This is a genomic window from Dyadobacter sp. CY356 (assembly GCF_021440195.1).
Classification (GTDB): domain Bacteria; phylum Bacteroidota; class Bacteroidia; order Cytophagales; family Spirosomataceae; genus Dyadobacter.
The window spans coordinates 437,547-457,823 of record NZ_JAJTSZ010000005.1; the positions used below are offsets into that span (position 1 = coordinate 437,547).

Annotated in this window: 20 protein-coding genes; 9 read left to right on the forward strand and 11 right to left on the reverse strand. The window is 39.6% G+C overall.

The genetic code is table 11. The features are described 5' to 3' along the window. Positions 1-111: 111 nt before the first annotated feature. Positions 112-1,080: an MlaD family protein gene (locus LXL81_RS18525; RefSeq protein ID WP_234648253.1), complete on the reverse strand. Its 969-nt coding sequence runs from the start codon at positions 1,078-1,080 to the stop codon at positions 112-114. A 113-nt stretch (positions 1,081-1,193) separates the two neighbouring features. Further along, positions 1,194-1,991 (reverse strand): N-acetylmuramoyl-L-alanine amidase, encoded by a 798-nt coding sequence (locus tag LXL81_RS18530; protein WP_234648254.1) that lies wholly within the window; start codon positions 1,989-1,991, stop codon positions 1,194-1,196. Positions 1,992-2,066: 75 nt separating this feature from the next. Between LXL81_RS18530 and LXL81_RS18535 the strand changes: the two genes are divergently transcribed. After that, positions 2,067-4,970 (forward strand): putative LPS assembly protein LptD, encoded by a 2,904-nt coding sequence (locus LXL81_RS18535; protein ID WP_234648255.1) that lies wholly within the window; start codon positions 2,067-2,069, stop codon positions 4,968-4,970. 155 nt (positions 4,971-5,125) lie between these two features. On the opposite strand, the gene LXL81_RS18540 is transcribed toward LXL81_RS18535, so the two are convergent. Then, positions 5,126-5,524 (reverse strand): DUF1573 domain-containing protein, encoded by a 399-nt coding sequence (locus tag LXL81_RS18540; protein ID WP_137341009.1) that lies wholly within the window; start codon positions 5,522-5,524, stop codon positions 5,126-5,128. A 207-nt stretch (positions 5,525-5,731) separates the two neighbouring features. Between LXL81_RS18540 and LXL81_RS18545 the strand changes: the two genes are divergently transcribed. The 4 genes from LXL81_RS18545 to LXL81_RS18560 are packed head-to-tail and all read left to right on the forward strand — an operon-like array spanning position 5,732 to position 10,563. After that, positions 5,732-8,140 carry a thiamine pyrophosphate-dependent enzyme gene (locus tag LXL81_RS18545; protein ID WP_234648256.1) on the forward strand — a complete coding sequence of 803 codons (2,409 nt, stop codon included), beginning with the start codon at positions 5,732-5,734 and terminating at the stop codon, positions 8,138-8,140. A gap of 57 nt (positions 8,141-8,197) precedes the next feature. Beyond that, entirely contained in the window at positions 8,198-8,806 is a 609-nt protein-coding gene (locus LXL81_RS18550; RefSeq protein WP_234648257.1) for a sugar transferase, read from the forward strand. Between the two features lie 27 nt (positions 8,807-8,833). Continuing rightward, the gene (locus LXL81_RS18555; RefSeq protein WP_234648258.1) at positions 8,834-9,433 is read left to right on the forward strand and encodes an acetyltransferase; all 600 of its coding nucleotides are present in this window, start codon (positions 8,834-8,836) and stop codon (positions 9,431-9,433) included. Continuing rightward, a complete protein-coding gene (locus LXL81_RS18560) occupies positions 9,430-10,563 on the forward strand; it encodes a DegT/DnrJ/EryC1/StrS aminotransferase family protein (RefSeq protein ID WP_234648259.1) in 1,134 nt (377 codons plus the stop codon). The genes LXL81_RS18555 and LXL81_RS18560 overlap by 4 nt, the downstream gene beginning before the upstream one ends. Positions 10,564-10,615: 52 nt before the next feature. Here the strand turns inward: LXL81_RS18560 and LXL81_RS18565 are convergent, their stop codons facing one another. The 4 genes from LXL81_RS18565 to LXL81_RS18580 form a co-directional block, all read right to left on the reverse strand. Beyond that, on the reverse strand, positions 10,616-11,488 hold the full coding sequence (locus LXL81_RS18565) for an FKBP-type peptidyl-prolyl cis-trans isomerase (protein ID WP_234648260.1): 873 nt from the start codon (positions 11,486-11,488) through the stop codon (positions 10,616-10,618). A gap of 109 nt (positions 11,489-11,597) precedes the next feature. Next, complete coding sequence (gene nth / locus LXL81_RS18570) at positions 11,598-12,242, reverse strand: endonuclease III (protein WP_234648261.1); 645 nt, start codon at positions 12,240-12,242, stop codon at positions 11,598-11,600. A 269-nt stretch (positions 12,243-12,511) separates the two neighbouring features. After that, on the reverse strand, positions 12,512-12,760 hold the full coding sequence (locus LXL81_RS18575; RefSeq protein ID WP_234648262.1) for a hypothetical protein: 249 nt from the start codon (positions 12,758-12,760) through the stop codon (positions 12,512-12,514). Then, positions 12,735-13,334 carry an RNA polymerase sigma factor gene (locus LXL81_RS18580; RefSeq protein WP_137341017.1) on the reverse strand — a complete coding sequence of 200 codons (600 nt, stop codon included), beginning with the start codon at positions 13,332-13,334 and terminating at the stop codon, positions 12,735-12,737. Before LXL81_RS18580 ends, LXL81_RS18575 begins: the two co-directional genes overlap by 26 nt. 378 nt (positions 13,335-13,712) lie before the next feature. Here LXL81_RS18580 and LXL81_RS18585 point away from each other — a divergent pair, with 378 nt between their 5' ends. Further along, positions 13,713-14,408: a YjjG family noncanonical pyrimidine nucleotidase gene (locus LXL81_RS18585; RefSeq protein ID WP_234648263.1), complete on the forward strand. Its 696-nt coding sequence runs from the start codon at positions 13,713-13,715 to the stop codon at positions 14,406-14,408. Here LXL81_RS18585 and LXL81_RS18590 read toward each other — a convergent pair whose 3' ends face one another. The 4 genes from LXL81_RS18590 to LXL81_RS18605 are packed head-to-tail and all read right to left on the reverse strand — an operon-like array spanning position 14,409 to position 17,569. Beyond that, complete coding sequence (locus LXL81_RS18590; protein ID WP_234648264.1) at positions 14,409-15,305, reverse strand: serine protease; 897 nt, start codon at positions 15,303-15,305, stop codon at positions 14,409-14,411. It lies immediately after the preceding gene. A 22-nt stretch (positions 15,306-15,327) separates the two neighbouring features. Beyond that, positions 15,328-15,870 carry a DUF2911 domain-containing protein gene (locus LXL81_RS18595; RefSeq protein ID WP_234648265.1) on the reverse strand — a complete coding sequence of 181 codons (543 nt, stop codon included), beginning with the start codon at positions 15,868-15,870 and terminating at the stop codon, positions 15,328-15,330. A gap of 5 nt (positions 15,871-15,875) precedes the next feature. Beyond that, positions 15,876-16,598 (reverse strand): DUF6089 family protein, encoded by a 723-nt coding sequence (locus tag LXL81_RS18600; protein ID WP_234648266.1) that lies wholly within the window; start codon positions 16,596-16,598, stop codon positions 15,876-15,878. Beyond that, the gene (locus LXL81_RS18605; RefSeq protein ID WP_234648267.1) at positions 16,580-17,569 is read right to left on the reverse strand and encodes a DUF6089 family protein; all 990 of its coding nucleotides are present in this window, start codon (positions 17,567-17,569) and stop codon (positions 16,580-16,582) included. The genes LXL81_RS18600 and LXL81_RS18605 overlap by 19 nt, the downstream gene beginning before the upstream one ends. A gap of 265 nt (positions 17,570-17,834) precedes the next feature. Between LXL81_RS18605 and LXL81_RS18610 the strand changes: the two genes are divergently transcribed. The 3 genes from LXL81_RS18610 (at position 17,835) to LXL81_RS18620 (ending at position 20,269) form a co-directional block, all read left to right on the forward strand. Further along, positions 17,835-18,461 carry an ABC transporter ATP-binding protein gene (locus LXL81_RS18610; protein ID WP_234648268.1) on the forward strand — a complete coding sequence of 209 codons (627 nt, stop codon included), beginning with the start codon at positions 17,835-17,837 and terminating at the stop codon, positions 18,459-18,461. 61 nt (positions 18,462-18,522) lie between these two features. Beyond that, a complete protein-coding gene (locus tag LXL81_RS18615) occupies positions 18,523-19,761 on the forward strand; it encodes an FtsX-like permease family protein (RefSeq protein WP_234648269.1) in 1,239 nt (412 codons plus the stop codon). 58 nt (positions 19,762-19,819) lie between these two features. Then, positions 19,820-20,269 (forward strand): DUF3299 domain-containing protein, encoded by a 450-nt coding sequence (locus tag LXL81_RS18620; protein ID WP_234648270.1) that lies wholly within the window; start codon positions 19,820-19,822, stop codon positions 20,267-20,269. The last annotated feature ends 8 nt before the right edge of the window (positions 20,270-20,277 follow it).

Genomic DNA, 20,277 nt, shown 5'->3' on the forward strand with positions numbered 1-20,277 from the left:
ATTATTTCAATTTCAAGATAGAGATTTCTTGGAACCTTTGCTATCAAAAGCAAAAAAGTCGTCTGCTGACGCAAACGACTTTCTCTATATTTGAACCTTAACCTGTAACTTCTATTTAATTTTTGTTGTCGTATCTAACAGCGATTCAGACGGACCTTTGTCTTTTTTACCAAAAACTGATAAATGGACATAACGTTTTGGATATTCCCGGAAATTAGTCAAAAGTTTATTAAGACTAACAATTGTACTGTTCATATTATTATACAATGTCTCATCTTTTATCAATTTGCCGGCTGTTCCTTTTCCTGATTCAACCTCAGCCAATAAATGACGCAACTCCAAAATCGTCTGATTTGCACTTTGAACCGTAGCGCCTAATCTTAAAGCCTGGAGTGAATCCGCAAATGATCCTGTTCTGGCAAGAATCGGCTTCAATTCTTTTTCGGTTTCAACAAGCGATTCAGACAGTTTGTTAAGATTGGAAGTCATAACCAAAAGATTTTTACGATTTTCAGTAACCATTCCCTGCACAGCATTTCCTGTCTGATCGTAGTTTTTTATCATTTGGTTTAAAATCTTGCCGGTTTCTTTAAACCCATCCGCCACCGCTGCCAGATTTTGAATTAACGAATCTGCATGTGTTACCAGAGGCAATGCTTTTTCCTGTAATATGGCCGAAATACCAGACTCCTTTTTTCCAAGCAAAGTATCATTATCCTGCAAATTGACAGAGGAAGCTCCCATTGAGAGGTGAATCACTTTTCCGCCAAGCAATCCGCCATCGGCTAATAAAGCAGCGGTTCCTTTTGGCAAAACAATACCTTTTTGAATATCAAGTGAAACCAGAAGACGGTTTTGCTGATTTTGCAGTAATTTTATTTCCTGAACCCGTCCAACATTTAATCCATTGAGCAGCACAGGATTGGAAGCAGTCAACCCGTCAATATTATCGTAAATAACGTAGTACTTATATGTTCGCGAAAATACGTCCGAGCCTTTAAGAATATGGAAGCCGAAATATAATAAGACCATCGCCATAACCGCCATTAACCCGACTTTGACTTCTTTTGTTAGCTTCATGAAGTTAATAGTAAATGGCTTTCAACTTTTGTCGAAAGCTTAAAAATTAATGTATACAAATTTCCCTTATTGATAAATGACAACTGATCAATAAAAAACCCTATGACAAATGCTTAATTATCCATTTGTTTTTTGTAAACCTTGAACGCCTGAAGAATCGATTCAGCCACTTCGTCCTGGCCATCTTCGGAATTCAAATATTCTTCCTCTTCCGGTGTCGACAAAAATCCAGTTTCAATCAGTACACTGGGCATTGTGGTTCTCCATAATACAAGAAATCCTGCTTGCTTAACTCCACGGCTATCACGGTCCGATACCGAGCGAAATTTCTTTTCAACATGATCCGCAAAACGCAGACTGCTTGAAATAAATGCGCTTTGATAGTTGGCAAGCATAATGGCCGCCAGCGGAGAATCCGGATCAAAACCCTTATATTTTTGTTTATAATTCGTTTCTTTAAGAATTACCGAGTTCTCACGCTTTGCAACTTCAAGGTTACCATTTGTCTTGTGTAACCCCATCACGTACGTCTCAGTTCCTCTAACACTGTGTGAATTGGGCGTCGAGTTGCAATGAATGGATATAAAAAGATCAGCATTATTACGGTTAGCGAAAGCGGAACGTTCTCCAAGCTCAATAAATTCGTCCGTATCACGGGTATATAGTACTCTGACGTCAGGAGAATCTGCCTTGATTTTACGGCCCAGGGCAAGGGCAATTCTCAGGGCTACATTAGATTCCCTCGCCTTTTTTCCTCTTGTCCCGATATCATGACCACCGTGGCCGGCATCAATAACCACAACATTTACCTTACTTTGCAAACGATTTGGAGCGGGGTTGTTACGAAAAGCAAACGCCAGACTTAAAGCCAGACAACTCGTTGCAATTACGATTTTAAGAACTTTTAACATTATTTTTTAGTTACGGCGTTATTCTTTAGGAGTTTCTCTGCTAATTTTGACATTCGTTATGCAAAAATACTCCTTTTGTTAGAACTGAAAAAAAAGGCGATTATTATATCGCTGGGACTTGTTGCGTTTCTTCTGCTTGGGACGATGGCTTGTGTGAAGCAAAGCACTAAGAAATCTGGAAAAGATCTTCTGACATCGAAAGCCAAAACTAAAAATTCTGCACCTTCGGTAGCAGACAAATCTGCTTTGGCTACATTACCAGACGGAAAAATCGCCAGAATTGATACACTACCTTTAACGGATTCAACCCTGGCAGACTCTGCGATCATCAAGGCAAATATGGCCATTGCCGATTCTCTGGCAGCCGATTCCTTATCCAACCCTGACGATCTTCAAAACGATGTCAAGTATACCGCCGAAGATTCTACCATCATGGATGTCGTGCTTAAACAAGTACATCTTTACGGAAACGCGGAGGTAAATTATGGCACGATAAATCTAAAAGCAAATTATATACGTCTGAACTGGGTAACAAATGAAGTGCTGGCGCATGGCACTTATGACTCAACTTCCCAGAAAACGATCGGTGAGCCTATTTTTCAGGACGGACCAGAAACTTATAATACCAAAGAAATCCGCTATAATTTTAAATCCAAAAAAGCCATTATCAGAGGAATTGTCACCCAGCAAGGGGACGGAAATGTACGTGGCGACCGGGTAAAAAAGGATACGGAAGGTAATTTTTATATACAAAAATCAATTTATACAACCTGTAATCTCACCCATCCGCATTATTACATCAATGCTCCGAAGATTAAAATGGTTAATAAAAAACAGGTTATTTCCGGGCCGTTCAATCTCGTGATTGCAGATGTTCCTTTGCCTATTGTTATTCCATTTGGGTTTTTTCCTTTTCCAAAAAAGAAAGAAGCAGGAACTTCCGGTATTATTTTCCCAACCTACGGACAGGAGCCAAACGGGCGTGGATTTTATCTTCGCGACGGCGGCTATTATTTTGCAATCAGTGAATATATCAATGCATCGGTAACCGGACAAATTTATTCAACGGGAAGCTGGGGGCTTGGCGTAGCTACAACTTATTCAAAGCGTTACCAGTATTCAGGTAACTTTTCTTTACGATACAATAAAAACAGGTCCAGTGATGAGGTTTTAAACCTTCGGGGTCTGGGTGGCACTTCCGATTTCAACCTCGTTTGGTCACATGCGCCAAAACCGAGGGGCAGCTCAACATTTTCTGCAAACGTAAATATTGCCAGTAATAACTACAACTCGTTACAAGAGACAAATGCCGCGAAGTATACCGCAAACGTAGCGAGTTCTTCCATTCAATATAACAAAACGATGGGGCAGTATCTGAGGGCTGCTGCCAGTTTACGAGTAAACCAGAATTTTGGACAAAGAGTTGGTACCAGCAATGTTAAAGTGGGCGGAAAAACCAATATCTCATCCGATTTCAGTTTTGGTGTAAACCAGATTGCTCCGTTTGCATTGAACGGGGGCCGTTCAAGATGGTATGACAGTTTTCGTTTAGGAATGGATTTTAGCGGAAATTATACATTGACAAACTCAATCACTTTGATTGACACCTCCTACACACGACTTGGTTTCAGGGTTGATAATAAAATAAGAAAAGCGACAGATTCGACAGGGGCGACGATACCGCTTACTCTGCCATTTAATATTGCAAACCTGCCGGAATTCGCGAAAGATGCTCAATTTACAGGTACTTACAGCATCCCGATTTCGCTGCCAAACTTTAAGATTTTCCGCTTTATCAATTTAACGCCAAGCATGTCCTTGTCTGGCCAGATTTATACCAAGCAATATCAATACACATTTAAGGGAGGTAATACGGTTCACATTGATACGCTGAACAAAATTGGAAATCAATATTCCTACAACTTCGGGGCGGGCGTTAACACGCGTTTTTACGGAACATTTTTTGTCCGGGGAAAACGGCTTGAAGCTATCCGGCATACGGTTATCCCAACCTTATCCTATACCTATACGCCGGATTTTACGGGTGATAATTATGGTTTTTACCAGACAGTTCAGATTAATGAATTGGGAGAAACAAAAAAATTATCCCGTTACAATGGCATTGGCACGGGGGTAAGCAATGGCAGAGCTACGAGTGTCATTTCATTCAGTTTGAATAACTCTTTCGAGATGAAGCTTAAATCCAAAAGTGATACTGCGGCTGCCCAGTTTACAAAAGTTTCTTTGCTGGATAATTTAAGTTTCGGTGGAAATTATAACCTGATGGCAGATTCCCTCAAATTATCCAATATCACGGTGAATGCTAACGGGCGTATAGGTAAGAATTTAAACATCAACTTCAATGCCAACCTGGATCCTTACGCCTATATCGCAGATCCGGTTTACAGAACCAATACAACCGGTATACGGGTCAACCAGTATGCAGTTACAAAAGGACAGGGACTGGCCAATTTACAAAACCTTGGATTTACATTAGGGACCAGTTTTTCTCCAAAAAAATCGGACAAAACAAAACCGGCCGCCACGACAACCGGATTGCCTGATGCAAATGTGACCGAAGAACAGCGGGAATTTATAAGGCGTAATGCAGATATGTATGTCGATTTTAATGTGCCCTGGAATTTGTCACTGAACTATAACTTTGGGTTGACCAAACCGGGTCTGTCTAATGCTACGCTGATTCAGGCGATTAATGCTACGGGAGATTTGAGTTTGTCGACCAATTTTAAAATCAGCGTTACGACCGGTTTCGATTTTACAGCCTTCAAACCAACCATTACGACCTTGACATTATACCGTGATCTGCATTGCTGGGATATGAGTTTCAGCTGGACGCCTTTTGCGGGAAGTGCTTCGCGTGTAAGTAATTATAATTTTATCCTGAAAGTAAAATCAAGTATTCTTCAGGATTTGAAACTGACCAGAAGACGGTCGTTCCAGGATAGAGCAGCATATTAGCTTTTAGCTGTTGGCCGCGCGACGGACCGCTTTAAGCTTTGATGGGTGAGCTTATTCATCCACTTTGCTTGAAATATTACTAATTAATTCTATTTCGTCATAAAAGAAAAGCCGACCTTTTGGGCCAGCTTTATCAATAATTTTTTTAAGATAAATTACTTTGACGAAGCTTTTGCTGCCTCTTTTGCAACAACTTCTCCATTAAGGTATAAAGTAATAGATCCGCCTTCTGTATTACTGAAAACAGTAACAGGCTTGTTGAAAGAACCGGCCGCAGCAGCGTTAAATGTTGCTTTGATGATACCTGTTTTTCCTGGCAATACTGGCGCCTTTGACCATACAGGTGTAGTACATCCGCATGATACTGTTACGTTTGAAATAACAACCGGATCAGTACCTGTGTTTGTGAATACAAATTCATTTGTAACTGGTGTTCCCTGAGGAACTTTACCAAATTTGTGTGTTTCTTCTTTAAATTTCAAAACACCTTTTTGTGCAAAACTGACAGTGGTTAAACCAACTAGTAAAACCAACGCGGAAAAGAATACTTTCATAGTTGTAGTGGTAACGTTTTTGTGTAAAATTGATTTAAATAACAAGATTAAAGTTTAATAACGAAATTTAGTAAACATTAACTTATGTTAACAATGCATTTAAACTTATTATGATTCATTGTTATGATTATTATTTTCCTGCATAATTTTGGCGTGCATTATAAAAAAATGTAACTTAACTACGGTTTCAACCCGTAACGTTTGCTTATGCTTCTAAATGATAGTTTGACCGGTTCCAGTGTTTTGAATAAAGAAAATATAACAGACGATTATCGCCTGGCTTGTGAAAGTCGGCAAGTCAGCTTATTGGGAAGAAAGGATACCATGGGAGGCCGGTCCAAATTCGGAATTTTTGGAGATGGGAAAGAAGTAGCACAAATCGCTTTGGCAAGAGCCTTTCGTTTAGGTGATTTTCGCTCAGGGTATTACAGAGATCAAACGATTGAAGCTTCTTTGGGCAATCTGACATGGCAGCAATTTTTTGCCCAGATGTATGCTCATGCAGATCTTGAACATGAACCGCATACCGGCGGCCGCTCCATGAACGGACATTTTTCTACACGGTGGCTTGATGAGAATGGGAAATGGCTGGACCAGACAAAATTATATAATTCAGTATGTGATATTTCACCAACGGCCGGACAAATTCCCCGTGCCGTAGGTTTGGCCTATGCTTCAAAACTTTACAGAGGAAATAAAGAAATTCAATATTTAGATACTTTTTCTAAAAAGGGAAACGAGATTGTTTTTGCAACAATCGGTGACGCATCAACCTCGCAGGGTATGTTTTGGGAATCAATGAACGCAGCCGGTGTTTTACAGATTCCACTACTCATGTCGGTTTGGGACGATGGATATGGCATTTCAGTTCCGGTTGAATACCAAACTACGAAATCAAGTATTTCAAAAGCACTTGCAGGGTTACAACGCAATGAAGAGGAAAGCGGCTTTGAAATCATCACTGTAAATGGCTGGGATTATCCTGCGCTGATTGAAACCTATCAAAAAGCAGCAGATTTATGCCGGAATGAACAGGTTCCTGTTCTCGTTCACGTTACACAACTTACGCAGCCGCAAGGGCATTCATCTTCCGGGTCGCATGAAAGATATAAATCCAAACAGCGCCTTCAATGGGAAAATGAGCGGGACTGCAACCTGCGTTTTCGGGAATGGATTTTAAATAACGGGTATGCAACCGACGAGGAATTGGAACGTATTGAAGCAGATGCCAAAGAAACCGCAAGAGACGCCCGTAATCATGCATGGAAAGCTTACCGGAAAGATCTTGACAAAGAGCATCTTGAAACCGTAGAACTGATTCAAAAAACGGCAAAAGAAAGTATTTTTTCCGAGGAGCTATCGGCTATTGCCACTGAACTAAGTAAAACATATTATCCCGTCCGCCGTGATAATGCCGTTAGTGTCAGAAAAGCACTTCGGCTTATCAGGAATGAAAATACACCTTCGCGCGTGGTTTTGCAGCAATGGCTTCAAAATACTTTAAAAGAAAATGCGCTTCGCTACAATTCTCAGCTATATAGTGAATCGGACGAATCTCCGCTGCTGGTTGAACCTGTAAATCCGGTATACTCCGATGATAGTATTACGGTCGACGGCCGTGAAGTTATTCGCTCATATTTCAATTCCTTATTCGCTCAGGATCCGCGTGTAGTGGCTATTGGTGAAGATGTTGGTATGATCGGTGATGTGAATCAGGGCTTGGCCGGGTTGCAGGAAAAATATGGCGAGTTGAGAATCACAGATACCGGCATTCGCGAAACGACAATTATTGGACAGGGAATTGGAATGGCCATGAGAGGTCTGCGTCCTATCGTTGAAATTCAGTATTTTGACTATATCTATTACGCCCTGGCAACACTAACCGATGACCTTGCAAGTCTGCGGTATAGAACTGCCGGCGGCCAGAAAGCACCTCTGATTATCCGTACACGGGGGCATCGTCTGGAAGGAATCTGGCACTCAGGTTCTCCCATGGGCACAATGCTTAGCAGTGTCCGGGGTATGCATATTATTGTTCCAAGAAATTTTACGCAAGCAGCAGGTTTTTACAATACACTGATAAAAGGCGATGATCCGGCTCTGGTTGTTGAGCCGCTTAATGCTTACCGTCAAAAAGAATTACTGGCTGATAATATCGGAGAAATCTGCATTCCACTTGGCCAGCCGGAAATCCTGAAAGAAGGAAAAGATGTGACCATCGTTACTTATGGCTCTATGTGCCGTATAGTGATGGAGGCAGCAACGCAGTTACATAATCTGGGAATTGAAGCTGAGGTAATTGATGTACAGACATTGTTACCATTTGACGTGGATCACCGGATTTTGGAATCAATCAAGAAAACGAACAGGGTGATTTTTGCAGATGAAGATGTGCCGGGCAGCGCTTCGGCATACATGATGCAGCAAGTTTTGGAAGCACAAAATGCTTATCGCTGGCTTGACTCATCACCTGTTACGATTTCAGCAAAACCACATCGTCCTCCTTACGGTTCTGATGGAGATTATTTCACCAAGCCAAATATGGATGATGTGATTGAAGTGGCTTACAAAATGATGCAGGAAACGGATCCAACGCATTTTCCTGCTTTGTATTAGCAGATTGATCAGAGTTGCTTGTCTGAAATTTATTAGTTGATTTTAATAAATGAAGACATGTACAAAAGTTTCGGCAAAAGATTTTTTGATATCATATCAGCGGCGGCGGGATTAATCATCCTGTCGCCGCTTTTTCTTTTTCTGAAACTGCTATTATTTTTTTTAAATAAAGGAAAACCATTCTTTTTTCAACCCCGGCCAGGATTATTCTGTAAGATTTTCGTGATTGTAAAATTCAAAACGATGACAGATTCAAACGAAAATCCGATATCCGACAATGACAGAATAACACCAATTGGAAAGTTTCTGCGCCGCACTTCTCTGGATGAAATTCCTCAACTATGGAATGTTTTAAAAGGTGATATGAGTTTGGTAGGACCGAGACCATTATTAACCGAATATTTAACCGGATACGACCAGAATCAACTACGGCGTCATAACGTAAAACCTGGAATAACAGGCTGGGCCCAAATCAACGGTCGGAATGAAATTAGCTGGGAAGAAAAATTCAGTTTGGATTTATATTATGTTGATAATCTGTCCTTCAACCTCGACTTAAAGATTTTGTTGATAACATTAAAAAAGCTGTTTTTACAGAGGAACCGTACATTTTATTCCGATAAAATGATGGAAAAATTTACCGGATCTAAATCCGTGATGAATTAATTTTCAAAATAACACACACTTAAAAATATGCTTATTTACGGTGCCGGCGGACATGCCAAAGTGGTCATTTCCAGTATTCTCGCCAATCAAAACAAGATTGATTCGATTTTTGATGATAATCCTAATAAGAAAGAAATTTATGCCCTGACAGTATCCGGATCATACAATCCGGATACTTTTCCTGATAAAGAATTGATTATTGCAATTGGCGATAACTTGACCAGAAGAAAGATTTCCGATCAGGTTAAACATACTTTTGGAATAACAATCCATCCTTCCAGTATCATTGACAAAACCGTAAAAATCGGTGAAGGTACTGTTGTTTTGCATAACGCAACAATCCAGGCCGACTCTGTCATTGGGCGGCAGGTCATTATCAATACATCTGTTTCGGTTGATCATGACTGTATCATCAGTGATTATGTCCATCTGGCTCCTGGCGTTATTCTGTCCGGAAGTGTTTGTGTGGGTGAAAATACTTTAATCGGTGTAGGAAGTATAGTTGCACCAGGGTTAACGATTGGGAAAAACTGTTTTGTTGCTGCCGGAAGTGTTGTAACGCACAACATTCCCGATGGCGTAATTGTCCGCGGCAATCCTGCGAGAATAATTTCCCGACACGCATGAAAAAAATCTGGCTTTCTCCGCCACATATGAGCGGAAAGGAATTGAAATACATTCAGGAAGCGTTTGACTCAAACTGGATTGCGCCATTGGGACCGAACGTCGATGCGTTTGAGGAAGCGCTTGCCCATTACGTTGGAATGAATCATTCGGTGGCACTTTCATCCGGCACGGCGGCGTTACATCTGGCATTAATTATGGCAGACGTAGGTCCGGGAGATATTGTCATTTGTCCCACTTTTACATTTGCAGCCAGCGCCAATCCCATCGTTTATCTTAAAGCAACACCTGTATTTATTGATAGTGAAAACTTAACCTGGAATCTTTGCCCGGATGTTTTGGAAGAAGCCATAAAGCATTATATCAAAAAAGGAAAGAAGCCGAAAGCAATCATTGGTGTCCACATTTACGGAATGCCAATGCAGTTAACCAAAATATTATCACTCTGCGAAAAATATGAAATCACATTTATCGAAGACGCCGCCGAAGCGTTAGGATCTTCTTATCATGGCAAAAAACTGGGCTCATTTGGGCAAATGAGTATTATCTCTTTCAATGGAAATAAAATTATAACCACATCCGGTGGCGGTGCCTTATTTTCGAATGATCCCGCTATAATAAAAAAAGCAAAATTTCTGGCATCTCAGGCAAAAGACGACGCGCCACATTATCAGCATTCTGAAATTGGCTATAATTATCGTCTAAGTAACATTAGTGCAGGCATAGGAAGAGCACAGCTTGAAGTAATTGAAGAGCGTGTAAAAAGCAGACGTCTCAATTTTGATTTCTATAAAAAAGAACTGGAAAAATTACCAGGTATTTCTTTTCAGAATGAACCTTCCGGTTTCATTTCTAATCGCTGGCTGACTTGCATTTTAATTGATCCAAAATTATCGTCAGGAATTAGTCCTGATAAAATCCGGTTGCATTTAGAAACAAAAAATATTGAATCACGGCCCTTGTGGAAACCGTTGCATTTGCAGCCGGTTTTTAAAGATGCGCCTTATTTTGGAGGAAATTTGGCGGAAAAGCTTTTTGAGAGAGGGATTTGTTTACCCTCTGGATCAAGTTTAAGCAAGGAAGACTTGTTATTTATTTGTGAAAACATTCGGGATTTATTGCATAAACTATAAAAAAGCCTTCCGAAGTTATGATCGGAAGGCTTTCAACTCTTACTGGAATTATTTACAACACCTCGACATCAAATCGTATTGGTGAATAAGGATAGACAAGATAAACACCTGATGACTGAACACCAGTTTTACCATAACCTAATGCGGACGGAAATATTATAGTAGCCTTTTCTCCTCTACGCAACTTGCGCATAGCACGATCAAAACCCGGAACGTATTTACCATCGCCAGTTGTGATTGAAAGAGTGTTGGCTCCATTATCAAATATGGCTCCTGTCAACAACTTAGCTTTATAAGTAAAACTAACAGTTTTACCAATTCCGATTGAATCTCCTGTGACTGTATTATTTCTTACAATGACCAGGTTGTCAGTAGACCTATCTGAAACTGTTAATTTATTTTCAGCAATGAAATCATTAATTTGCTGAACTTCAGAACGGCTGTTAACAACCTCTATATTCATTTTAATTACTGAATAAGCAGGAACATTATCAGATGAATATGATCCGAAAGCAAGATAAAAGGGCATGTACAAAGTTGCAGATTCCCCTACGCGAAGGATATTAAGAGCACGTTCCATCCCACCAAGTAAAAACCCAAGGTTATAAGGCCGTACAAAAGGAATTTTTTCAGTGTTTTCAGAAGAAGCCACTTTTTTACCATCCAATGTATAAGCATTGAAATTTAGTCGTACGCCTTCCTCAGCTTTTGGTTTTGCCCCGGTAGGGTTTGCTTTTTTCAAAACATAATACATACCGGATGAATCCTTTGTAGCCGTAATGGAGCTGTCCGCCAAATACTTTTCTATTGATTGCTGATTCTCAATCGCCTTTGCCTCATCGTCGTATTCCATCCCTTTGTTACAGGATATCATGCCCACAAGCCCCGCCAAAATCACGCCTAGTGTTAAAATTTTACGCTTCATTTCGTTCCTTTTAATGTTTTTCAAAATGGGTTAATCATTAATATTTTTTCGATCCTATTTGTACAGACTTCATTGAAGCCGGAATGGTTGGAATACTTATTAAAATATTTTAAATTTTCATCTTCTCGTAATACAGGCAAAATGAGGTAAGCGGGCATATGTTACACTTTGGTGTACGGGCCAGACAAATATATCGTCCGTGTAAAATAAGCCAGTGATGCGCTTTTGGAACAAGTGCTGTGGGAATATGCCGCATCAAACCTTTTTCAACAGCAAGTGGAGTGGTAGCGGTGGATGGTACCAATCCCAGACGGCGTGAAACCCGATAAACGTGTGTATCAACCGCCATTGCCGGCTGATTAAAAATTACTGAGGCGATAACATTGGCAGTCTTTCTGCCCACGCCGGGCAGTTCCTGAAGCTCCGGAATAGATGCCGGAATTTCTGATCCGAATTTCTCGACAAGCATTCTCGCCATTCCGACAAGATGTTTGCTTTTATTGTTGGGATAAGAAACAGACCGGATATACGTAAATACTTCATCTGCATTAGAGGCAGCCAGGGATTCAGGATCCGGAAAACGATCAAATAAAGCGGGCGTTACCTGATTAATACGCTTGTCTGTACATTGTGCGGACAGGATAACAGCAACGAGCAACTCATAAGGATTACCATAATGAAGCTCAGTTTCAGGTTCGGGAAAATTTGTTGTGAAATATGTTAAAAATAATTGAAAGCGCTCTTTCCTGTTCATAAACCTGACCAAACGTGATTATAATTATTTATTTTGGCAAGAATATCCGGCCGTCGACAAATTTAGTAATTAAGGAATTACTGCCTTGGATAATTAAAATACAGCGTGACAAATTCAATCAGAAAGCAGGAAGATAATATAGCTGATCAGTCAGCTTCATCTAAGCACAAACCTTTCAGGCTTTCTCTTCATGAAGAGAAAACGCAATTCATACGTGTCTGAATAGGTATCAGACACGTATGAAAACAAAAAACAACCTATTGAGCTTTCTAACAAGAAAGGGCAGTAGATTGTTTGACTGTTTGTTGAAGTGAATAATGAATAATTTTCTGGACAGAACGATCCGAAGGAGTCCGGACAATTTTGTTCATCTGTTCCTTCATTTCAAGGGAATCCAGATAAAAATTCATCAAATCGTCGTCAAGTGCAAGTGCCTCAACGATCTGGTCATTTTCATTTAGTGTTGTTTCGGCATATAAATACCTGATAACATCATCGTAGGTAAAAGTTTTTGTCATATTGCGGGGTACGTTGGCTGAATTGCTTGCGCAAATTTATCAACGCGTAACGCATCCTTCCCAATGCCGTATTAATACTCACACCTGTGGCATCAGCAATCTCCTGAAAGCTCATGTCCTCATAATGGCGCATGATCAGAACCTGCTTCTGCACATCCGGCAGCCGTTGGATCATTTCCCTCAGCTGCTCGTGCGTTTCTTGCCGAATCTGGATTGATTCAACGGAATCCTCCGCGAAATCCAGTGTATTAAATACGCTGCTTCCATCTTCGAACACTACATTGGGGTAGCGTTTATCGCGTCTGAAATAATCAATGGCTAGGTTGTGTGCGATCCGTATAATCCACGGCAAAAACTTACCTTCGTCGTTATATCTGCCTGACTTAATTGTGTCTACTGCCTTTATAAATGTGTCCTGTAATAAATCTTCGGCTACATATTGGTCCTTGACAATCAGGTAAATAGTCGTGTAAATTCTTGACTTATGGCGTTGAACAAGCTTTTCGAAAGCCTTCTCATTGCCACGAATATACAATGTTACCAACTCACTGTCGCTAACTTGGACTTTCTCCATTTTACTATTCGATTTAGTTAACGTAGAGCAGTTCGTCTATATTGTTTCTCCTTTCTTTAGTAAGTGTGAAAATGATGATACTTTGGCAGTTTTTGAATTATATTAATCAAAGAAATAGATTTGACAATTGATTTGCAAATCTTTGCACTCCTTTTTTTTCTAATTTTATTCTAATTAACACATATTAACAAGTAAATAACACAAGTGCCCGTTTTTACCACAATTTTCTTACGTGTATACCTATTGGTGCAATTAATTGAATTTATCAAATAATATACGATAAAATATAGGACTTTGGATCGAATCCGGAATATTTAAATTAAAAACTTCAACCCAAATTTTAATGTTTTATTTCAAAACAAACAATAATTTTAGCGCATGAAATACAAACATCTTTTTTTTGACTTGGATCATACTTTATGGGATTTTGAAAAGAATTCTTCTGAGTCGCTTGAAGAAATTTATTATAATTCTAACCTGAAACAGCATGGAGTTTCTTCCATGGAGCATTTTATCCAGTCTTTCTTAAAAATTAATACAGCGCTTTGGGACGCCTTTGACAAAGGAAATCTGCACCATACCTATATACGTGAAAATCGTTTCAAAATGGTTTTTGATGAGATTGGTGTTGCATGCCCTCCAAATCACGAGGAAATTGGTGAGCTTTATTTGAACACCCTTCCCAGGAAAAAACATTTACTTGACGGCGCATTGGACTTGCTCAATTATGTTACCGAAAAAGGCTATGCTGTTCATATTGTCACAAACGGATTTAATGACATCCAGGCAAAAAAGATTTCAAGTTCGGGCATATCACACTTTTTTAAAAATGTGATAACATTTGAAAATGCAAGTGCAAAAAAACCTGATCCAAGGATTTTTGCCTATGCACTGGAAATAGCAAAGGCATCGCCGGAGGAAAGTATCATGATAGGAGATAACTGGATTGCCGATGTTATGGGCGCAAAACAATTTGGCCTGGACACCGTTTATCTTAATCCGGCCGGACTTTCTTTTGACGAATCGCCGACATATGATATTCGCCGACTGGAAGAATTAAAATTAATCTTTTAATTATTTGCCATCTTCTGCTTCATGAAATGATATTTTCAACTCGCGCAGATAGTTTTTGATTACATCCACGTGAACACATTGTCCTACATTCAGGAACGGGAAATTTGAGACCCGTTTCCTTTGCCCCTCTGTGATCACTTCCCTGTTAACCTGATCAAATCCCAGGTGCAGATGCCTGGTTGCGCTCTGCATGCCATAAATTGTACCATTACGATCAAAGAGCGGGCCACCGCTTTGTCCACGAAGTCCGGGAGTACTCATTTCTATCCCGACTATACTATTGCTTTCTCCAATATGTCTCGTTATAATTCCATCAATAGGAAAACTTGGTGTGTTAATACGGCCTTCCTTGATCCACTCAATATCATTTGTGTTTTTGTTGAGCTGATAATTTGTGAACTCAGGGAAAGGATAGCCAAGCCTGCAAAGATATTTACCCTGTTTGACGTCTCTGGTATCTTTCAGGAAAGTTGCATATCCCTGATAGAATTTTGTTTCATAATCCCTGAACTGAATGACGGCAAGGTCTTGTGTAGGATGCAGATGAATGGTTAAACTTTTATAAGCATTCACACAATTAATAAAGTTGGAAAGTATCCTGATCGGTGTTTCAGAATTGATCTTATACTTGCCTTCCAAAAACTGCTTTTGGGTTTCAAACCCCGGATCACGCTCAAATCTTCTCAGCTCACCTTTAAATTTAAGGTAATTTTCGTAAATCTGATTGGCATAAAGAATTTGCCTGGCGATGTGCCGACATGTAATGGCAAAACCGTCTTCATTGATAAAAAATAACGTTCCGGTTCCGGGGATGATATCACTCCCTCCGTAATAGCGGGCAATAAAATGAATAGGACGGGTGAACTGGTCGACCCTTTCAATGGCTTCAACAAACATAATTATTAAGGAGGTTAGGAATTTACTGAAGTTTGATTGGAATAATCGCTTCCGTTTGATCCCAGCTTAAAATCATGTTCACGCCAGAAGGCTGCTCTTCAAAGTAAATTTTAAATAATTCTTCAACCCGCCTGTTAATTCTGATTGGCACATCGGCTTTCAGGAAATCCTGACCGTCGTTATAATTGGTACCCCATTGCCCGGTTTCTTTGTTTAGAATAACTTTCCACCCAGATTGTCCCGGAATTGTCCAGACGGAATAGGTGCCGGGCTTCACAGGTTTTCCTGCAAAAACTATGTTCTCACCAATTTTAATTATCGTAGCTTCATTAGCTCCTGTTCTCCATACTTTGTCATAAGGCACCAGTGCCTTATCCTGTTCTCTTCCAAAAATAAATCTTTTTTTCTTCGAAGGACGGCTGTAATTTACTTCTATATCAATTCCGTTTTGATGAAACTCAGCAACAGCGGCAGGGCTGGAAGATTTGGTGTATTTTTTAAAAATAAAAAAACCGATAACTAAAAGGGCAATAACGATTAAAAAGATTAGGAGAGTTTTTTTCATAAGAGTCAGGGGCAAACAATTCGGTAAAAAGTATAGCTTACAGACAGCCGGATATAATAATAGGCATCCTTTCTGGAAGGATCTCCTTGTTGAAGCTTGTCATTATTTTTTGGATCACCTCCCAGATTATCAATATAATCACTAAATGTTTTTCGGGTACCATATTCCAGACCAATATTCCATGGACGTTTGATCTGATATTTTATTCCAACACCATAAGGGATAATAAATGTGTTGGTTTTATAATTATCCGTAACCACGTCAGGTTTAAATTTTGAATATCCTATCCCCCCAAATACATAAGGTGTCCAGTTTACGGCATAGCGCTTTTCCTGATAATCAAGAAAGTTATATTCTGCTACCGTGCTGATCTCTGTTATTCTGGATCGAAAAGATAAGTTTCTGGCCTTCTGAAAAGGATCCTTGCTGTATTGATCCGCAGCGCCAACCAGACCGGCGGCTACTTCCGCTCTGAGCGATAATGCCTGATTTGGATTGTAACGAAAAAACAAACTCCCCGCCGGTTTGACAAACCGGAATTTGAATGATGGCGAGATATCACCTTTATAATTAAAAACACCTAAACCCGCTCCAACCTCAATTTTTTGGGCTTCGGCTACAAATCCCAGTAAAACCAGACTGGTTATTAAGAAAAGGTTTACCAAAAATTTTACACGCAACTGTTTCAATGTATTTAATATTGATTCTGTTATTTCAATGGAGGGCATTTGATCTGTGTAGGCAGCACATAATTGACATGAATCGTACCTATCAGATAATTATCTTTAAGTTTCGGGCTATTACCACGAGGAGACCCTGCAGACGCATAAGGTGAATTTTTTATAAACGTGATAGGATCTTCTGTTATTGGGCCATAAACAGACTCTACATATTTTTTCACACCCTCAGTTCTGTCGTGCCCTTTTCTGGCTGTGTATCTTTCTCCAGATCTGTTAGCCATTTGTAATGCTAACGGATTGTCTGCAAAAACCGCAGGATCCGCATAATTTCCGGCAACATCATCCAAATAGTCCGTAAATGTTTTCCTGAATCCAAGCTCAGCACTTATATCAAATCTATCAGTAATTTTATATCTTACTCCAATACCAACCGGTATTGCAAATTGGATAAGTGAATAAGGTTTAGCATAACCAGGACGTCCTTGGCCTTCCGTACCCAATGATTGTAGTTTCACCCATTTACCCCCAAGCGTATCCAGTGCCTTTGGATTATGAGCCACAACAGCAATTCCTCCAAATAGATAAGCACTAAATTGTGGTCTTCGGTCATAACTTCGGTTGTCCGGAGTTAATTTGTAAATACCTTGCACTGAGAATTCTTTCAAATCATTCCGAAAACTCAAATTTCGGGGGAACCGTAAATTTGTCGGGTCATTTTTGTTCATTTTATAATCATCACCAACAATCCTGGCGTAGGTAAAAGACGCTCTGGCGGCCAGTCGCGGTGTAAAATGTCTTGTATAATTTCCTGCTACACTCCATCGCATCATACCAAAAGTTGACCTCAATGGCGTTGTGTACGAAGCCATATCCCCATAATAATTTGAAGTTCCAACTCCAAATCCCACGGTCGAGTAAGGAATAAAAGTACCGCGTCTTACCTGTGCCTCAGCATTATAGGCAACAACCAACAATCCAAGCATTGAAAGAAATGACAATCTTTTGCTTATCGGTCTCATTTTAAAAGTTTTAACCATTTTAGATCAATTTTTTGCAAAAATAGAACAGTTGTCGGTTTTCATAAGGATATATCTCCTTTTGAACGTATTTCTCTAAATTTTATTTGTAGGGCAAGAATAAAATAAATTCATTAAAAGTCATCCAGTCCGGATAGAGTACCGTTTAAAGCCGCAAAAGTAACTTGAATACAATTTATATTATACTCTTTCTCAATCAGAAACCGTAAATTTACTATTATTGTATAATTGAAATAAGATCTGCGCAATGATTACCAGTAAAAACCTGACGTTCTCCTACTCACCACAAAAACGATTCAATTTCCCGGATATAGCCTGTAATGATAAAGAAGCATTGCTGATTCTTGGACAATCCGGCAGGGGAAAAACCACTTTTTTACATTTGCTTGCACTTTTATTACAACCGGATGCAGGTGAAATTCAGATATCCGTTCATAATTTGTCGGGCTTGTCTGCCATAGAGAGAACCAAAATAAGGGCGAAAAATCTGGGAATCATTTATCAGCGTGCACATTTTGTCAGTGCATTATCTGTAATGGATAATATTTTGCTATCTACCTACCTTGCAGGAAGTAAACAAGATAAAGAAAAGGCCTCATACCTGGCCGACGAGTTAGGTTTTGCAGATCATCTTAACAAAAAAACCACTCAGCTAAGCCAGGGAGAGCAGCAACGTGTGAGTATTGCCAGAGCATTAATGAACAATCCAAATGTAATCCTGGCAGATGAGCCTACGTCCAATCTTGATGATAACAATTGTCAGAAAGTAATAGAACTTCTCAAAAAACAATCATCACTCATTGGGGCCAGCCTGGTGGTGGTAACGCATGATCAGCGATTAAAAGATGAATTCCCAAACCAGGTTTTTTTATAGTTTTAATAAGACCTTTTGAGTTTACAAAAAAGTAAACTTCAACATATAGAAAACGACCGTAATGAATCTCTTTAAAATAAGTATTGCCAATCTTAAAGAAAAAAAATTAAACAGCTTTTTAAGTGCGTTGCTGCTTACGCTGGGCATAGGAATGATTTCGTTATTATTGCTTTTAAACAAACAGCTCGACGAGCAATTCAGGAGGAATATCAGAGGAATTGATATGGTGGTGGGAGCTAAGGGAAGTCCTTTGCAGCTGATACTTTCAAGCATTTATCAGATTGATTCTCCAACCGGCAACATTCCACTAAGCGAAGTAAATGCTTTAAAAAGAAATCCATTTGTAAAAAATATCATCCCGTTATCAATGGGTGATAATTATCATGGATTCAGAATTGTGGGTACAACCCCAAAATATGTAGGACATTTTCAGGCAAAAATAAAGGAAGGCACCTTGTTTAGTAAACCGATGGACGTCACCCTGGGAAGCAAAGTCGCCAAAAATGTTGAACTCAAGATCGGAGATACTTTTGCCAGTTCACACGGACTGGATTCTGATGGTGATGCACATAATGACAAAAAATATAAGGTTACCGGTATTTTTGAACCCACTGGTTCTGTGGTTGATCAATTGGTTTTGACAAATCTGGAAAGTGTGTGGGAAATTCACGAACACGCAGAAATGCCCGCTTCCGATATCAAAGAAAACGATCCTGCACATGAAGAAGAAATGGGCGAAACGCATCATGAAGCTGAAAAACAGGTTACAAGCGCACTAATACAGTTTCGTAACCCGATGGGATTGTTGACAATTCCACGCCAGATCAATCAAAATACCTCTATGCAAGCCGCTTTGCCCAGCATTGAGATAAACAGACTTTTTTCACTTTTAGGTGTTGGGATTGATACTTTGAGAGCACTTGCGCTTGTTATTATTATAATTGCCGGTGTGAGCGTTTTCATTTCTCTTTACAATTCTCTTAAAGAAAGGAAATATGAAATGGCATTGATGCTTTCCATGGGCGCGACAAGAACAAAACTGTTTTTAATGCTTTTGTTAGAGGGTCTTATTTTAGCTGTCACGGGATATCTTTCCGGAGTGCTTTTGAGCAGGGTTGGCTTATTACTTTTTAGCAGAGCTGCCGAGCAGGATTTTCATTATTCAATCCGGGAATTTAGTCTTTTACCTGAAGAGCTTTATTTATTGGCAGGAGCGCTCGTTCTTGGCTTATTGGCAGCAGCTTTACCTTCTTTGGGTATTTACAGGTTGAATATTTCCCGGACATTGGCAGAGGAATGATATTAATTGTATTTTTGTTTTAAAACCTGAATCCCTTTTTTACTAAAAAATATATCCCATGAAATCTATTCGTTTCATAACACTTGCTTTGCTACTTACTTCTTTATTTTCCTTTACACCCGCTTCTGCGCCGGCAAAGCTGACCTGGGAAACTTTGCGTGATGTTACGTTTAAGAAAAAATGGTACGCAGAAGAATCCATTTATATGCTGCATCCAACTTTTGGCCCTAGTGTTCAGAAGTTAAAAAATCAGCCAGTAACGATTACAGGATATATTCTTCCGGTTGATCTGGATGCGAATTTATATGTTCTGTCAGCATTTCCATTCAGTGCCTGTTTTTTCTGCGGGGGAGCCGGACCTGAAACGGTTATGACTTTAAACTTTAAAAAAGGAACCAGAAAATTCAAAACTGACGAAAGGCTGACTTTCCAAGGAACGCTGCAATTAAATGCTGACGATATTTACAAGATGAATTATATTCTGGATGGTGCTGAAATAGTTGATTAATTGGAAAG

Excerpts from the sequence above, each read along its gene's own strand:
- LXL81_RS18525 (WP_234648253.1), bottom strand. The coding sequence starts at position 1,080 with ATGAAGCTAACAAAAGAAGTCAAAGTCGGGTTAATGGCGGTTATGGCG.
- LXL81_RS18530 (WP_234648254.1), bottom strand. The coding sequence starts at position 1,991 with ATGTTAAAAGTTCTTAAAATCGTAATTGCAACGAGTTGTCTGGCTTTA.
- LXL81_RS18540 (WP_137341009.1), bottom strand. The coding sequence starts at position 5,524 with ATGAAAGTATTCTTTTCCGCGTTGGTTTTACTAGTTGGTTTAACCACT.
- LXL81_RS18545 (WP_234648256.1), top strand. The coding sequence starts at position 5,732 with ATGCTTCTAAATGATAGTTTGACCGGTTCCAGTGTTTTGAATAAAGAA.
- LXL81_RS18550 (WP_234648257.1), top strand. The coding sequence starts at position 8,198 with ATGTACAAAAGTTTCGGCAAAAGATTTTTTGATATCATATCAGCGGCG.
- LXL81_RS18555 (WP_234648258.1), top strand. The coding sequence starts at position 8,834 with ATGCTTATTTACGGTGCCGGCGGACATGCCAAAGTGGTCATTTCCAGT.
- LXL81_RS18560 (WP_234648259.1), top strand. The coding sequence starts at position 9,430 with ATGAAAAAAATCTGGCTTTCTCCGCCACATATGAGCGGAAAGGAATTG.
- LXL81_RS18565 (WP_234648260.1), bottom strand. The coding sequence starts at position 11,488 with ATGAAGCGTAAAATTTTAACACTAGGCGTGATTTTGGCGGGGCTTGTG.
- nth (WP_234648261.1), bottom strand. The coding sequence starts at position 12,242 with ATGAACAGGAAAGAGCGCTTTCAATTATTTTTAACATATTTCACAACA.
- LXL81_RS18575 (WP_234648262.1), bottom strand. The coding sequence starts at position 12,760 with ATGACAAAAACTTTTACCTACGATGATGTTATCAGGTATTTATATGCC.
- LXL81_RS18580 (WP_137341017.1), bottom strand. The coding sequence starts at position 13,334 with ATGGAGAAAGTCCAAGTTAGCGACAGTGAGTTGGTAACATTGTATATT.
- LXL81_RS18585 (WP_234648263.1), top strand. The coding sequence starts at position 13,713 with ATGAAATACAAACATCTTTTTTTTGACTTGGATCATACTTTATGGGAT.
- LXL81_RS18590 (WP_234648264.1), bottom strand. The coding sequence starts at position 15,305 with ATGTTTGTTGAAGCCATTGAAAGGGTCGACCAGTTCACCCGTCCTATT.
- LXL81_RS18595 (WP_234648265.1), bottom strand. The coding sequence starts at position 15,870 with ATGAAAAAAACTCTCCTAATCTTTTTAATCGTTATTGCCCTTTTAGTT.
- LXL81_RS18600 (WP_234648266.1), bottom strand. The coding sequence starts at position 16,598 with ATGCCCTCCATTGAAATAACAGAATCAATATTAAATACATTGAAACAG.
- LXL81_RS18605 (WP_234648267.1), bottom strand. The coding sequence starts at position 17,569 with ATGAGACCGATAAGCAAAAGATTGTCATTTCTTTCAATGCTTGGATTG.
- LXL81_RS18610 (WP_234648268.1), top strand. The coding sequence starts at position 17,835 with ATGATTACCAGTAAAAACCTGACGTTCTCCTACTCACCACAAAAACGA.
- LXL81_RS18615 (WP_234648269.1), top strand. The coding sequence starts at position 18,523 with ATGAATCTCTTTAAAATAAGTATTGCCAATCTTAAAGAAAAAAAATTA.
- LXL81_RS18620 (WP_234648270.1), top strand. The coding sequence starts at position 19,820 with ATGAAATCTATTCGTTTCATAACACTTGCTTTGCTACTTACTTCTTTA.